Origin of the sequence: Mesorhizobium sp. M0074, from assembly GCF_040322975.1 — a bacterium.
In the GTDB taxonomy this organism is placed as follows: Bacteria; Pseudomonadota; Alphaproteobacteria; order Rhizobiales; family Rhizobiaceae; genus Mesorhizobium.
Map to the genome: position 1 here is coordinate 192,355 of NZ_JAMYUM010000009.1, position 14,745 is coordinate 207,099.

At 59.1% G+C, this 14,745-nt stretch carries 10 protein-coding genes and 1 pseudogene; 6 read left to right on the forward strand and 5 right to left on the reverse strand.

The annotated features are described in order from the left end of the window. The first annotated feature begins 3 nt into the window (after nt 1-3). Entirely contained in the window at nt 4-885 is an 882-nt protein-coding gene (locus NKJ73_RS14960) for an NAD-dependent epimerase/dehydratase family protein (RefSeq protein WP_352569949.1), read from the forward strand. Between the two features lie 128 nt (nt 886-1,013). On the opposite strand, the gene NKJ73_RS14965 is transcribed toward NKJ73_RS14960, so the two are convergent. Further along, a complete protein-coding gene (locus NKJ73_RS14965) occupies nt 1,014-1,847 on the reverse strand; it encodes a class I SAM-dependent methyltransferase (protein ID WP_352569950.1) in 834 nt (277 codons plus the stop codon). A 1,502-nt stretch (nt 1,848-3,349) separates the two neighbouring features. On the opposite strand from NKJ73_RS14965, the gene NKJ73_RS14970 reads away from it, so the two are divergent. The 3 genes and pseudogenes from NKJ73_RS14970 to NKJ73_RS14980 form a co-directional block, all read left to right on the forward strand. Next, a complete protein-coding gene (locus NKJ73_RS14970) occupies nt 3,350-4,906 on the forward strand; it encodes a family 16 glycosylhydrolase (protein WP_352569951.1) in 1,557 nt (518 codons plus the stop codon). A gap of 345 nt (nt 4,907-5,251) precedes the next feature. Then, nucleotides 5,252-5,650 (forward strand): ISAzo13-like element transposase-related protein, encoded by a 399-nt coding sequence (locus NKJ73_RS14975; RefSeq protein WP_352569952.1) that lies wholly within the window; start codon nt 5,252-5,254, stop codon nt 5,648-5,650. Between the two features lie 245 nt (nt 5,651-5,895). Next, nucleotides 5,896-6,774 (forward strand): annotated as a pseudogene (locus tag NKJ73_RS14980) (metallophosphoesterase); the annotation flags it as partial. 717 nt (nt 6,775-7,491) lie between these two features. On the opposite strand, the gene NKJ73_RS14985 reads toward NKJ73_RS14980, so the two are convergent. From NKJ73_RS14985 to NKJ73_RS15000, 4 genes are all read right to left on the reverse strand, one after another. Next, complete coding sequence (locus NKJ73_RS14985) at nt 7,492-8,601, reverse strand: LacI family DNA-binding transcriptional regulator (protein WP_352569955.1); 1,110 nt, start codon at nt 8,599-8,601, stop codon at nt 7,492-7,494. Between the two features lie 108 nt (nt 8,602-8,709). Beyond that, complete coding sequence (locus tag NKJ73_RS14990) at nt 8,710-10,239, reverse strand: amino acid ABC transporter permease/ATP-binding protein (RefSeq protein WP_352569956.1); 1,530 nt, start codon at nt 10,237-10,239, stop codon at nt 8,710-8,712. 76 nt (nt 10,240-10,315) lie between these two features. Next, the gene (locus NKJ73_RS14995; RefSeq protein ID WP_352569957.1) at nt 10,316-11,152 is read right to left on the reverse strand and encodes an ABC transporter substrate-binding protein; all 837 of its coding nucleotides are present in this window, start codon (nt 11,150-11,152) and stop codon (nt 10,316-10,318) included. A gap of 159 nt (nt 11,153-11,311) precedes the next feature. Continuing rightward, nucleotides 11,312-12,178 (reverse strand): PfkB family carbohydrate kinase, encoded by an 867-nt coding sequence (locus tag NKJ73_RS15000; protein WP_352569958.1) that lies wholly within the window; start codon nt 12,176-12,178, stop codon nt 11,312-11,314. A 101-nt stretch (nt 12,179-12,279) separates the two neighbouring features. Between NKJ73_RS15000 and NKJ73_RS15005 the strand changes: the two genes are divergently transcribed. Both NKJ73_RS15005 and NKJ73_RS15010 read left to right on the forward strand, forming a co-directional pair. Then, nucleotides 12,280-13,281 (forward strand): SIS domain-containing protein, encoded by a 1,002-nt coding sequence (locus NKJ73_RS15005; RefSeq protein ID WP_352569959.1) that lies wholly within the window; start codon nt 12,280-12,282, stop codon nt 13,279-13,281. Nucleotides 13,282-13,345: 64 nt separating this feature from the next. Beyond that, nucleotides 13,346-14,473, forward strand: coding sequence for an NAD(P)/FAD-dependent oxidoreductase (locus NKJ73_RS15010; RefSeq protein ID WP_352569960.1), 1,128 nt, complete (start codon nt 13,346-13,348; stop codon nt 14,471-14,473). Nucleotides 14,474-14,745 lie beyond the last annotated feature (272 nt).

Genomic DNA, 14,745 nt, shown 5'->3' on the forward strand with positions numbered 1-14,745 from the left:
TCAATGCGGGTCGGCATCACCGGAGCGACTGGGTATGTCGGGTCCATCCTGCGTGCTACCTTCGCCCAGCAAGGGCATGAGGTCATCGCGTTCGCCCGCCCGAACCGGGCGACCTCCGCATCTGCCGCCGCAATGGCCGGCGTCGCCGAATGGCGCCCATATGAGATTAAGCGCCCGCCGTCGGGGCCCGCATTCAGCGACCTAGATGTGCTCATACATAGTGCATGGGACCTGAGTCTCATCAGTGCCGGCGATGTATGGGGTGTCAATGTGTCCGGCTCGCAGCACCTCCTCCGCAATGCCGCCGACGCAGGGGTTCGCCGGGTCATTTTCATCTCCTCGATGTCCGCTTACAAGGGAACCCGACAGTTGTACGGCCAGGCCAAGCTGGCGTGTGAGCGCACAGCCAGCAGTCTGGGAGGCGTCTCCACCCGCCTCGGACTGGTTTACGGCCCCGGTTGGGCCGGGATGGCCGGCGCGCTGCGCAAACTCACCAAACTGCCGGTTACACCTCTCATCGGGGCGCGCTCCCATCAGTTCACCGTGCATGAGGCAGACATGGCAGCCGCCATGGTGCGTATTGCCGAGTCGGACATGCCCCTGCCGGAACCGGTAGGGCTGGCCAACCCCGAACCGGTGCCGTTCCGACGGCTCATGAACGAGATCGCCGCGTCACAAGGCAGAACACTGCGTGCCGTCCCGGTGCCCTCGCAGCTTGTCAGTTGCATGCTCCGGGCAGGAGAGGCCCTGCACGTCCCCCTACCCTTCCGATCCGACTCCATCCTGGGGCTCGTGCACCCGGCGGCAGAGGTTCCCGGGGTAGGGCAGCTCAAGCAGCTCGGAATCAGGTTTCGAAGCTTCTCGCTGGACGGAGATCGACGTTAAAAATATGGGAGATTTGCCCGGCCCTGCGGGTGACAGCATTTTGACACTTCCCGGGCACTGCAACTTTCACCTTCGTGAGCCTCCAGCACACAAAGGTCGGTTCGCGCTCGACGCGCACGAACACCACCTCAGCTCGTGAGGACGATCAACGAGGCGCCGCCGAGTAAGCGCACCGACAGGTCCTCTCCGGCCATAGTCCGGACAATGCCTCGGGCGGCATTACCGAGGATGGCTGTAGTGGTTCTCCATTCGGGATGGATCTGCAGAATATCTTCCGCGGTCCTAGTGTACTGTGCGTCAATAATTTTAAAATCTGTGTCGCGCAGAGTCGCTAGCGCCGTTGCCTGATCAAAGTAATGCAGGTGACCAACCTCCTTGCGTTGCTTAAGATGCTGACCACGTAGAAGTCCTACGACATTCATGTCAAGTGGAATATGAAAAGTATAGTATCTTGATCGTCCTCTTAGTCTTCGAAGGAAGCCAATATAATCATCAACGTGCTCGAAAACATCGATGCACAAAAGAAGATCGCAATTCTCGCCGGTCTGAAAGAAGTCGCCGCAGTGAAATTTGAGGTTGTTTTTTTCTCGGTGTTTGGCCAAATTTATAGCGTAGGGAGCGATATCGTAGCCGATGGCTGTTGAATCACGGAAGATATCATGCCGAAGAAGAGCATCCAGAACGCCTCCCGTCCCACAACCTGTATCGACGATTTTCTGGCAACTGATGTTGTTGGCGCGCACGATCTTGGCGATGTTCTCGGCCTTAACACCGCCATCTTCGTCATGCCAAGTCGGATTAGCAGCGGCATAATCTATTCCGGTATAGAGGTCATTACTTGACATCATCTCTGCCATCTTTTGTGGTTGAGCCAGATTAAGTTGCCTCAAATATTTCGGTGTTACTAATAGTTTCTTTTGGCTTGAAATCGACCAGCGATCGAGGTCGCTGCATGGCCACAAGGCCAGGTCCAGAAGGGGATCCTAAGTCGTCCTGTCGATCGCACTTCACATTTCGGGAATGGACGAATGTTAGGGAGCCGCACCGGTCTTGAGGTCGCTCAGGGTTCCTCCGTTGCCTCGGGGCTACACGCTACATGCGAACCGCGCATCTCAGTGGGCGCAACCGGATAAAAACAAAACCTAGCCATTACAAATGTAACGACACTCTCGATGGCGTCAAGCCGCCGGCGGCGAAGCTTCCGGGGAGGTCCCGTAAGGCACGCGGCCCATCTGAGGTAGCTCATGGGAATCCAACTCCTCTCGTTCCACAGCGAGGCTGACTGGCAGAAATTTTCGCCGATCAGGGACAAGCGATGCCGCATTGTCGGCTTTGCGTTCTGAACGACGGTCAACCTGCATAGACGACCATGCAGCAAAAGAGCACGCTAATCGACTGTGCCCCAGGTGGAGCTTTGGCCACTGGCTGCGCGGTTCAGACTCGTGGCAGGCGCCACGCGGCGAGAACGCGCCGCGCCATAGGGGTCAAGTATCAGCCACTTCAACAAGCCGCTTAAGCGATCGCACTTCCCCTGGATGCGGTTGCAGGTTCGGCGCGTTACATGCAGGCACGCTGGCGTTCGATTGAACGGCCTGTCGGCGCTGTAGGGCCTGCACTCGATAGCAGGGCCAGCTCTCACCTTCGATCATTGAAGGCAGATCATGTGGGACATCGCCGCCGTGGCGCTGGCGAGATCCCTCAGCAATACGTGTAGAGACTGCATCGGCCGCGCAAACGGCACGGTCGAACATCGGACCGGCAGCGCCAGCCATAGGTTCGACGGCTCGTCCGCCACGCAACTCGGAAGACATCCCGGCCATCCTTGTCGACGACCTCACATGCGAACGACCCCGCGAACACATGCGCTCAAACCGGCGCAACATTTCAGCCGACGGACACGGTTTTGGTAGGACGTCCGGAAGGGCGCTTCGGTGCGGCCGTTCGACACACGTCCTACATTAGAATGTGTTAATAAGTTCTCACTGAGCCTCATTCTCGCCGCAAATGGCAGTAAGCTCGTGTTAGCTCGATACATCGTCCTCGGATTAATCACTTCCTGATAGTATAAGACGGTAAGCGGGATAAGTCCAACGAGCGGAAATGCCTGCGTTTTACTTAGGGCGCAGGCGTAATTACAACAAAAAAACACAACTAACCAAGGATACACCGTGTTTTTACTAAACAGCTCGGCGGTGCCGGAAGAGCTGCGCTCGACTTCAATTTGGCTGCGGCTGGAACCGCCGAACAGCTTGCGTGCGCGGCAGCACCCTCGACAAAATTCGTCTTCGGATGGCGAGTTCAACGTTCAGCTTGCTCGACAATAATGTCCGGGCGAGGACTTCCAAATCTCCGCTACTTTGAAACTCCGTTCGCAGTGCCCAACTGCGAGCATGCGATCTGCCGCGCGCCTTGGCGATGCGCGGCAGTGGAATTCCCTGTTTTCAACACCAAAGAGGATCACTGAATGACTCTTTCCGCCCCCGCAGGCTTTGCCTCTAGCGATCTCGTCTTCGAGGAAAACTTCTCCGGTACGGCGCTCGACAGCGACTGGCATACCTACATCACCAGCAATGCCGCCAATGGCTGGCCATGGAATAGCAATGGATCAGGAGGAAGCAACGCAGGCTCGCAATATTATGCCGACTACGATGTGCCGAGCCAAGTCTCCGTGAGCAACGGGGCCTTGGATCTCACGGCGATCAAGCAGCCCATCAGCGGCATAAATCAGGGGACCACACAGACATACCCTGTCACGTCCGGCGCGGTCAGCAGCTACGGCAACTTCGAATTCAATGGCGGCTACCTTCAGATCAGCATGAAGGCGCCAAGCGGCGATGGCGCATGGCCGGCCCTTTGGCTGTTGCCCGGCCATGGCGCCGGCAGCAGCGGCGACAATTTCGAGATCGACATGCAGGAGGGCGGATTTACCGGTTCGGGGCCGGCGGACCAGATGTTCTCCTGGCACCTCCACTCGCCGTCAGGGTGGGTAGGAAACAGCATTGATACGGGGACCGACCTCACGGCCGGCTTCCACACGTACGGCATCAACTGGGTGCCCGGTCAATCGATCACCTGGTATCTCGACGGGCATCAGATGGCGCAAGTGACCAGCGCACAGGCGCCGATCCCGGATGAACCGATGGAATTGATCATGAACAATGGGGTCGCGAATTCGAACGTGACCGGATGGCATACGGCTCTGGATGGTTCGACTCCTTCGTCGATGCAGATGCAAGTCGATCAGATTCAGCTTTACCAGAAGGCAGGCAGCGGTGACGCGGTGACGGGTGCCAACGTCACTCCCCCAATCACTGGCTCGACCGGGACCGAGCCCGTGTCTGGCACCGGGACGGTTCCTTCTTCCGGCAGCACCAGCGATGGCACCTTGTACGGCACCAGCGACGCCGATGTATTACACGGAACCAGCGGCCACACGATGATTGGCTATGGCGGCAACGACACCTATTATGCCGATAATGCCAACGAGAAGGTGGTTGAGGCGGTGGGCGGCGGCAACGACAGTGTGCTCGCCTCGGTGAGCTATGCGCTTTCCGCCGGCTCGGAGATCGAGCTCCTCGCTACCAATAACGCGTCAGGCACGAAAGCAATGACCCTCGCCGGCAACGAGTTCGCCCAGACCATCCAGGGCAATGCCGGCAACAATGTCATTAACGGCGGCCTCGGCGCCGACGTCTTGACCGGCTACGGAGGCCACGATGCCTTCTCGTTCAATACTGCTCTTGGAGCCGGTAATGTCGACAAGATCACCGACTTCAAGCGCTCCCAGGATACGTTCCATCTCAGCGATACCGTTTTTGCCGGGCTTCAGCCGGGAGGGCTTCCATCCAAAGCTTTCTTTATTGGTGCAGCCGCGCATGACAGCTCCGATCACATCATCTACGACAGTGCAACCGGGGCGCTCTCTTTCGACAGTGACGGGGCCGGCGGCGCATCTCAAATACAGTTCGCCAGCCTTTCCCCACATCTGTCGCTCAGCGCAGCCTCGTTCTATGTGACCTGAAGGACTACGCGGGGCTGCCATGGCCAAATAAGGACTGGATGAACAGCACCTCAAAGCCATGGTGCCGAACCGAAGTCAGCGTACCAAAGGCGGGAGCCCGGTTTTCGGCGATGATCTGCTCAAGCAAAAGAGATGGGGTTCCATCCCGATGCCATCGGGATGGAACCGCTCTAGTTGTGAGCTTTGCGCAGGTTGTCCATTCGGACCGAACCGAGGAGACTGGAGTTACCAAGCTTCGAGTCCGAATGAACATCCCAGACTGGCATGCGCAGCATCATCAGCTACTTTCTCTCGCCAATGATGCGATACAAGCAGGAAACACTGCGAGAGCGGTAAGAAGCCGGTTTGCAGCCGACGAAAGTTCGCCCTCCGGCTTCAACTCGAGAGCGCCGCAATCTTGTCGAGGCGATAGGTCAAAGGCGGGAAGCGGTCGGCTCGAAGCTGGATGACCATAGCCGGTTGTGGAAGGTCGAACTGCAACAACTCACTCGCGAGACAGGCCTTGCGCTCCACATTGCATCACCATCCGACGGGCACATCGACGTGGCGCAACATCGAACACCCCTGTTCTGCCGCATCACGCAAAGCTGGCGCGGACGGCGCCTCCTCAATCGCGTGGCCCTGGTCGAGCTGATCGCAGTCACGACAACCAAGCGGACCCGAAGCGGGCGCGCGGTCGATTCCGCGGCCGACGAAAAACGGGATCAAATGAACGATGTCGAGATGGAGGCGCTCGCCATCTAAGGCGACGCATTCATCCGGAATGGAACTGCACCATCCGCCCGAGATCAGTGGCAATTCGGAGCAGTTGACGGGTCCTAGCCCGAGCTCCCTTCCCTGCGCAATAAAGACCAATGCTTGCAGGTGACGCCAATTTGGGAAACTATTGACCAGCGAGGCCTCTCACGCGGTTGATGTGGTCCAGGCTGCCGCAGCTGAATACGCAGCGATCTCTAGTACCAACCTAGTTCTGCTGGAAAACACAAGTGCTGACGTCGCGGCGCTCATTCCTGAAGCTCTTTGGCGCCGTGTCGCTCGCGGCATTCGGTCTGGCGAGTTATGCCATCGCGATTGAGCCTCGGTTTCGACTGAGTGTCACGCACTACAAGCTCCTTCCGCCGCGCTGGCCGACCACTGCCAAGCCCCTGCGCATCGTCGTGGTCGCTGACATCCATGCCTGCGAGCCTTGGATGCCGGTTTCCAGGATCGACGAGATCGTTGGTGTTTCGAATAGCCTGCAGCCCGACATCATCCTTCTCCTTGGCGACTACGTGATGGGCGTGCTGCCACGCTATGCCACCGGGATCGTGCCCGACACTGTTTGGGGGAATTCTCTTTCGAAACTTTCGGCGCCACTCGGCTGCCACGCCATTCTCGGCAACCACGACTGGTGGCACGGTGTCGATAGTGTCCGCGCAGCCCTCGTCGACAATGGCATTCCGGTCCTCGAGAACACCGCCACGCTTATCCGTCAGCAGGATGGCCCAGCATTCTGGCTCGCGGGTCTTGGCGACCAGTGGGCCATGCAGTTTTCTCGCGGCGTGTACAAGGGCGTCGACGATCTGCCTGGAACAATGGCCGGAATACCCAACGACGGCAATCCGATATTGCTCCTTGCGCATGAACCGGACATCTTCATTACTGTCCCTGACCGTGTCAGCCTGACGTTATGCGGCCATACACATGGCGGACAGGTGCGCTTGCCATTCGTTGGCCCCCCCATCATCAATTCAGCCTACGGACAGCGCTTCGCTTATGGGCATGTCGTCGAGGGTGGGAGGCACATGATCGTATCCGGGGGTTTGGGCGTATCATGGCTGCCGGTGCGGTTCGGCGTGTCGCCGGAGATCATGGTCGTCGATATCGGCCCCAAAACGTCCTCTCGTCCTGTAGACGAACCATCCGCTGTATCACGAGACCTGCCGTCCGCCGTTGATCGTTCGCACGAGGGTATTGATGGTTGTGTACATGCCGTATTCCCATCGCATCCAAGACGAACGCGGCACAGTCTATCATCCCTTTCTCCGACGGGCGGAGTCGGCGGATAGCTCTCGATCCACTAGAATGCCTTTAAGAAGCTGAGCCAGGCGTCCCGAAACACCTTTCTTCGACACATTCTCGGGGAAGGGAAAACCTGAATGGGTACGGCATCTTGTAGCCCCATCCTTGTCGTTGGCGCCCGAGCAGAACGCATCTTGGAGCATGCAAATGGCCCTGGTTGCACGAGATCTCCTTTGGGCCATCGGCGAGCATACTCCTATTGGATGAGGCGGCGCGAACCAGCGTTTCAGGACTACTCAAATTCCTGAAGGGGCCTGCGCCCGGCAGCATGCTAGGACTGTTGCACGCAATAGCGGATCAAAACCGTGATCCTGGACATAGTCGGCCGAACCACGCCGAACACATTCCTCTTTGAAATCCAGCGTTCCGCAGTGGGCTGTCATTCAGCCGAGCCAAGCCGCAGATGGCCGATGGCGTGTAGGCAAGCGAAGAAACATACGGCAGGTCAATATCCCTGTATGGCATCGACCTCGATATAGAGAGGGGCTGCAATTCAGCCCCAGCTATAGACCGTTGCGGCCGGATCAGACGGGCTCGCGGGTGAGATAAACCGCAATTGAATTGCGCTCCACCAAGCGGGCCGCAAGGACACGGTGCTCGAAAGGTAACGTGGCCTCCGCCAGCCTCTTCAAGAGAAGCTCCGCTGCCGCCGCTCCAATCAAATGTGCCGGCTGCGCGATGGCTGTGATACCCTGGGCCACGAACTGCATCCAGTCGAGATCGTCGAAGCAGAGCAGCGAAACGTCTCCTGGAATCGCAAGCTTCAATGCGGAAATGGCCTCCAGAACCCCTGTCGACATCACACCATCGGCCGTAAACAGAGCGGACGGTGCATTGCGCATTGTCAGCAGATCGAGCGCCTCCTTGCGGGCTGCCTCGCTAGAATAGAGCGCCACGCGACGGATCAATTGCGGATCCGGCGTAATGCCCGCGGCGCGATGGGCTTCGAGATAACCCAATAGCCTCTGCCAGCTTGGATGATGGTAGCGAAGATCAGCGCTGGAGAGATCAACGTTTGCCACAAACGAGCCAACATCGTCGCGTTGGCCCGGCCCGAGTTCCGCCAATATTCCGATGCGGCTGTGTCCGGCCGCTATCATCGCCGCGATGCTGCTATGCGTTACAGAAACGTTGTCGACCACGACTGAATCGGTTTCCAGGCCCGCTACCATGCGGTCGAACTGCACGACGGGACAGCGAGCCGCGACTGCTTCACGAAGGTGATCCGGCTCGTCCACGAAGGTCGATGAGACAATTAAACCGTCGACCTGCTTTTCCAGCAGCAGTTGCACCGCCTCTTGCTCGAGTTCGGCATTTTCATCACTGTTCGTAACGATAACCCCGAAGCCGCCACGGCGCGCGACATCCCCTATTCCGCGCAGCACGCTGGCGTAGAATGGGCTTTCGATGTCGCCAACCACTACGCCGATAGTCTGCGTTTTGCCGGTGATCAGACCTTTGGCAAGGCGATTGGGGCGGTAGCCCAGCTCAACTGCTGCGGCGCGCACCTTCTCCTGAACCTCGGGGCTGCTGTAGCCGTAGTCACCAAGAACACGCCCGGCCGTGGCGGAACTCACCCCGGCCCGGCGAGCGACCTCTATGATAGTTGCGTTTTTGGGTGATCTTTGAGTCACTCGGCAAACCTAGCGCCCATGCGCGCGTTGTGCCGGCGACCTAGCGGCAGTTAAGCCCGTCCGCAAGGGCGAACACCGCAACAGCCCCCGTTGCGCACACCATTGCAATCACAGCACCTCGGACAAAAAGCGCCGAAGACGCGGGCTTTGCGGGTTATCGAATAGGTCCTCTGGTCGGCCTGCCTCGACAATCCGCCCCTCGTCCATAAATACGACCTGGTTCGCGACCTTGCGAGCGAAGTTCATCTCGTGTGTAACGACCACCATCGTCATCCCGCCCCGACCAAGATCGGCCATCAAGTTCAGGACGCCTTTGACCAATTCCGGATCGAGCGCGCTGGTGACTTCGTCGAACAGCATAATCTCGGGTTCGAGGGCCAGGGCGCGCGCGATGGCCACCCGCTGCTGTTGCCCGCCCGAGAGATTGGCTGGCCGATGGTCCTTACGCTCCAGCAGTCCGACTTCATTCAGCCTCGCCAAGGCCGCGCCCTCAGCCTCCTCGCGCGACATGCGTTTAACTTTGCGAAGCGCCAAGGTGATGTTGGCGAGCGCGCTGCGGTCGGGGAACAGATTGAACTGCTGGAAAACCATGCCGACGCGCCGCCGGAGTTGGTCAGGGGTCTGTTTGTAGATGCTTTCGCCATCAAGCAGAATGTCACCGGCTCGACACTCTACGAGGCGGTTGAGGCAACGCAGCAAGGTCGACTTGCCCGAGCCCGACGGACCGATGAGGCAGGTGACAGTCCCCGGCTCCACTTTCAGACTGACGTCATGGAGGACCTGGACGACACCATAGGCCATGTCGATATTCTTGACCTCAATACCGCCACCCTTGAAGCGTGTGGGCGCTGCTGCAGGCAACGTCTCTGTGCCCGGCACGACCGCTTCGGCAAGCTCGGCGACTTCCTTGAGGCCACTTTGCACAGCGGTGATGCGTTTGCCGACGCGCATGCGCGCGTCGATGTAATTGACGAGATGGGTCAGCGGCACCGTGATCACGAGATAGAACACGCCGGCCAGCAACAGCGGCGACAAGTTGCCGGTCAGCACGGCCTGGTCCTGGCCGACGCGGAACAATTCGCGTTCGGAGGCGAGCAGACCAAGAAAATAGACCAGGCTGGAGTCTTTGACGTTGCCGATAAACTGGTTGACCAGTGCAGGCAGGACGCGGCGGATGCCTTGCGGGATCACCACCAGGCGCATGCCTTGGCCATATGTCATGCCGAGAGTGCGCGTGGCGTCGATCTGACCACGCTCGACGCTCTGAATGCCGGCGCGGAAAATCTCCCCGATATAGGCGCCGGCGATCAGGCTGAGCGCCAGAATGCCCAGCGGATAAGGCGATGGACCGAACAGATCTCGGCCCAACCGCGCGAAGCCTTGGCCAATGATTAGGATTGTGACAATGGCAGGAAGCCCGCGGAAGATATCGGTGTAGACCCGGGCAAGGAGTTTCAGCGGCTGGTTCTCGGAAATCCCCATCACGGCGAGTACGATACCGATCAGCGTCCCGAAAAACGTCGAGGCAAGGGCCAGGATCAGGGTGTTCTTGAGGCCGACCATCACCATGTTCGGCAGAACTTCTGCCATCGCCTGGAAATCAAGAAAGCTGCGGGCGAAGTTGTCGAACCAGCTCATATCAAGTCCATCTATAACTCGGCCGGGCACCGTTGCTCACGGACCCGGCCGGAAACGATAGCGAATGCGCGCGAATTTACTTCTTTGGCAGATATTGATCCGGCATCGGGGTACCCGGGAACCATTTCTCGTGAAGCCGTTTCCAGGTGCCATCGTCCATGGCCTCGCGCAGTGCCTTGTTTAGCGCTTTTCGGAAAGCGTCGTTGCCCTTCTTGACCACGAATCCGGCAGGCGCGTCGAAGGACGGCACATTCATTGTTATCTTAAGGTTGTTGTAGCGCTCCACATACTGCTTGGCCGACTCATAGTCGGTGAAATGGCCATCGATCGTCCCGTTGTTCAGCGCCGCCACCGCAGTGTTGTTGTCGGGGAATTTGACGATGTCGCCCTTCAGGTTCTTCTCAGCATAGATTTCCTGCAGCGTTCCCTGGATCACGCCGATGCGCTTTCCGGCGGTGCTCTCATTGGTCGTCAGAGCCGGATCAGCCGAAATGATCGACAGGTAGCCAGCGAGATAGCCGTCGCCAAAATCCACGGTCTTCTTGCGCTCCGCGGTCGTGCCAATGGCGGCGACAGCGACGTCGAAGCGGCCGTTGGCGACAGACGGCAGCAGCGCCGAGAATTCTTGGCCGGTGAAAACGACCTGCTCCTCCTTGAACCCGAGCCGGCGCGCCACGTCGCGGAAGAGTTCAGCGTCGAAGCCGGTGAAGTTGCCGTTGGCGTCGGTGAAGACATAGGGTTTCGCATCGCCCATGGTTCCGACGCTGATCATCGTCGGGTCGATGAGGTTGTAGGGGTTGTCGGCCGCTTTTGCCTGCGTTGATGCGGCCAACGTGCCAAGTCCTGTCACCAGCGCGATCGTCAGCGCCAGACCGGATTTCACAAATTGGCGCCTGCTCGAATTCGTTTGCATGTCTTCTCCTCTTACGATTGGCCGAAGTCGGCCTGCGGTCCCACTCGACGACTCATCCATCAAAACGCTCTTTCATGGCGTTGGTTGGATGAATGAGAACGTTATCACTTGAACTAGCATTGTCCATTTCTCGCGTCAATTGCTCAATGAATTTCGCAGCTAGACGGTTCTCTCGTCTTGAATGCGCCGAGCTCCGCGGAGGGCCTCCGGCGTGATCTTTCCTAGATCGATTGCCGCCGCATAGCCGATGGCCCCGTAGTACCGGCAGGTAGCAGCCGCCGCCTCCGCGGCTTGGCCAAGAATGTCCTGAGGCGTCTCTTCCTTAAGCAGGCCGAATAGCGTTCTCGCGATGAAGGTGTCGCCCGCGCCCAGGGTGTCGACGGGTTCGACCAACCGCGCCGGGGTTCGGTAAGAGACGGTGGCGCCGTGAAGCACCGCGCCGGCCCGACCGCGAGTTACAAGAACCCACTTTGAACCAAATGCAAGCAATTCGGCTGCGATTGCGGCCAATTCCTTGTCGTCGAGACCGTCACCCGAGACGCAAGCCAGATAGCAATAGGGCCCAATCTCGCGTCGGTGTCCCGGTTCCCGCCGGGTGGAAAAATCATAAGACAACAGTGACTTACTTGATACAGCGGCAACCCAGGGGTCCAGACCGCTGGACTGGCCGATGTGGACGGCCTGAAAACCCGAGAGAAAATCCAGATCTTCTTGCGTCGGCGTGAACGCCGAAACTCCGAGATCGAAGTCCAGGAAAATCCGATCGGCGTTGCGGTGACCTATGAGGCAGTAGGCGGTCGGCCCTTCAAGGCGCCGCAATCGGGTGACGTCCACGCGCTCGGACTTGAGTGCGGCGTGAATCAAGTCCCCTGCCCGGTCTTTGCCGATCGCCCCAACATAGGCCGACTGCCCGCCGAAGCGGCTGACATAGACCGAGACATTGAGGCAATTTCCGCCAGGATACATCTCGCCGCGAGCGAGATAACAATCGACCACGTTGTCGCCCATCGCGGCAATCTTGACCATCGCAGGACTTTCAGTTTAAAGGGTGTGATAACGTTCGCACAATGGCCCGCCATTGTCAATTGTGCGCCGGCCCAAGCTCTGTCAACGAGAAGAGGAACCTCATGATTTTCGCCCTCCCCGCCGACGTTGAACGCGCCCTGGCCGCTACGGCGGGCAGGCAGTTTTCGCATCTATTCCTCGTGGCGTGCGGCGGCTCGCTCTCGATCATGATGGCAGGCAAATACTTCGTCGACCGTCACAGCGGCACATTCGCCTGCGACATCTACAACGCGGATGAGTTCGTCTGCCGAGATCCGCGGCGGTTGGGACCTGACGCGCTCGTTATCCTTTGCTCGCAGACAGGCACCACCCACGAGACCGTGCGAGCGGCCAATCATGCAAAGGATCAAGGCGCGACGACAATCGGCATGACGCTCGACCAGATATCGCCCCTCGCGCAGGCGGTCGACCACGCAGTCGCCTACCAGGCCTCCTACACGACGGGCAAACCGATCGATGCAGCCCGCAGCAACTACGGCGTGCTCTACATGTTGCTCGCCGGCCTAATCGATGCTCGGGAGGATGCCGGGCTGACCGCCGATCTGCTGATGAGCCTGAGCCATCTTCAGCCGGCGATCGAACGTGCGCACCGGACCTATGCCGACCGGTTTAAGGCCTTCGCACCCCGTTTCGCGCCGTGCAATACGATCTACACACTGGCCAGCGGTGCAAGCTACGGTGCGGCGTATTCCTACGCCATCTGCGTGTTGATGGAGATGCAGTGGTACGACTCGCAAGCCATACATGCCAACGAGTTCTTTCACGGCCCATTTGAGGTGGTGAACCGGGACGCTTGCTTCGTGGTCTTGCTGGGTTTGGACGAGACGAGGCACCTTACGGAACGCGCTCGCGATTTCCTTTTCAAGCACGGCAGCCGGGAAAACATCCTGGTGCTCGATGGAACGGAACTCGACCTCAGTGGTATGTCAGAACACATCAAACCCTATCTCGTTCCCTTGGTCTTTTTTGACACACTATGGCGTTTTGCCTACGAGCTGGCCGGTCTGCGCGGCCGGCCAATGCTTGAGGGCCGGCGCTACATGAAGAAGCTCACCGACTACTAGTTCCGCCGCGCTCTGCAGCGATCCAACAACCCTCAGCCCGTCTTCTGCGAAGAAGGATATCTCTATGACTGCCTCCCCAAAGCTGCGCCATGTCGTTGTTATCGGCGCGGGCATCTTCGGCATCTCTTCCGCGTTGCACCTTGCTCGTCTTGGCGTTGATGTAACCATTGTCAACGACGGCGCGCCGGCTAACGGTGCATCCGGCCGTTCACTTTCCTGGCTGAACTCAGCGCGACGTGCTGACTCTGCCTACCACCGCTTGAGGCTTGCAGGCATCGACCGTTATCGGACCCTGGCGGCCACAAGGCCGGAAACCGCGTCGTGGCTTCGCTTTGACGGCGGCCTCACCTGGGATGCGGATGATGTGGCGAACCAGATCGCGTCCATCTGCCAGCTGGAGCAGGATATTGGCTATGACGCGCTTCTGCTCGGCCCTGCCGAAGTCGGCGCAGTGACGCCCGGCGTCAACGCCAGCGCCATCACCCCGCAGGGTGCCATCTTCAATCCTGGCGAAGGATGGGTTGACCTGCCCTGCCTGATCGATCTGCTGCTCAATGAGTTCCGCTCCCGCGGCGGCAAGCTCGTCCAGAACGCCGGACGCGTGCGGATGGATGCCACAGGTGGTCGCGCGCGTGGCGTCGTCACTGCCGATGGTGTGCCGGTAAAGGCGGATGCAGTGATCCTTTGCGTTGGGCCAGCGACGCCTGTTATGCTTGCTGAGATCGGAGTCCATATCCCCGACGCTACGCCGATTTCACTCCTCTTGAAAACCAAGCCGATCAGGACCGAGCTCCGTGCCGTGCTGAATACGCCGCGCGTGGCGGTGCGCCCGACGCCGGATGGCGAACTTGTTTTGGATTCGGCGTGGTCGGAGGAAGAAGTCGTGGTCAACTCTGACGGAACTTACATCGTGCATGACAAGACCGTCAAAGGACTGCTCGACGAGGCTAGTGCGGTGCTCCAGGGCAATCCGCGGCTCCAACTCGCTACCTATGCAGTTGGCCCGAAGCCCATCCCGGGCGACGGCGAGCCAGTGCTTGGCTCCGTCGAGACCGTCGCCGGGCTTCACGTCGCCTTTAGCCACAGCGGCGCCACGCTTGGATTGATCGTCGGCGAATTGCTTGCCAAAGAAATCGCCTCAGGCAATCCGCATCCCATGCTTGCGACCTTCCGCCCTAATCGTTTCAGCTGAAAGGGCAATTGGGGCAAGGCCGAACTGTCCAGATGGGCAGCGGGCCTGGGGAAGAGATGGGTGACATGATCGTGTGATCGGGTTGTCGTCTTGCGGCGACAGAGACGGCGACGAGTGTCAGCGCCGCGCGTCCAAGCGCGAACGCGCAGGGGAGACATGAATGCCCCGCAAACTATGGTCAGATAGCCGCTCGCGATCCACTGGAGTGCGCTGAGCGCGACAAGTTGCGGAATCCTCAATTCAAAGCCAAGAAGATCGAAAGGCAGACTGCA

What these genes read in the sequence shown, in the direction of transcription:
- NKJ73_RS14960 (WP_352569949.1), top strand. Translation starts at nt 4, where the DNA reads ATGCGGGTCGGCATCACCGGAGCGACTGGGTATGTCGGGTCCATCCTG.
- NKJ73_RS14970 (WP_352569951.1), top strand. Translation starts at nt 3,350, where the DNA reads ATGACTCTTTCCGCCCCCGCAGGCTTTGCCTCTAGCGATCTCGTCTTC.
- NKJ73_RS14990 (WP_352569956.1), bottom strand. Translation starts at nt 10,239, where the DNA reads ATGAGCTGGTTCGACAACTTCGCCCGCAGCTTTCTTGATTTCCAGGCG.
- NKJ73_RS14995 (WP_352569957.1), bottom strand. Translation starts at nt 11,152, where the DNA reads ATGCAAACGAATTCGAGCAGGCGCCAATTTGTGAAATCCGGTCTGGCG.
- NKJ73_RS15000 (WP_352569958.1), bottom strand. Translation starts at nt 12,178, where the DNA reads ATGGTCAAGATTGCCGCGATGGGCGACAACGTGGTCGATTGTTATCTC.
- NKJ73_RS15005 (WP_352569959.1), top strand. Translation starts at nt 12,280, where the DNA reads ATGATTTTCGCCCTCCCCGCCGACGTTGAACGCGCCCTGGCCGCTACG.
- NKJ73_RS15010 (WP_352569960.1), top strand. Translation starts at nt 13,346, where the DNA reads ATGACTGCCTCCCCAAAGCTGCGCCATGTCGTTGTTATCGGCGCGGGC.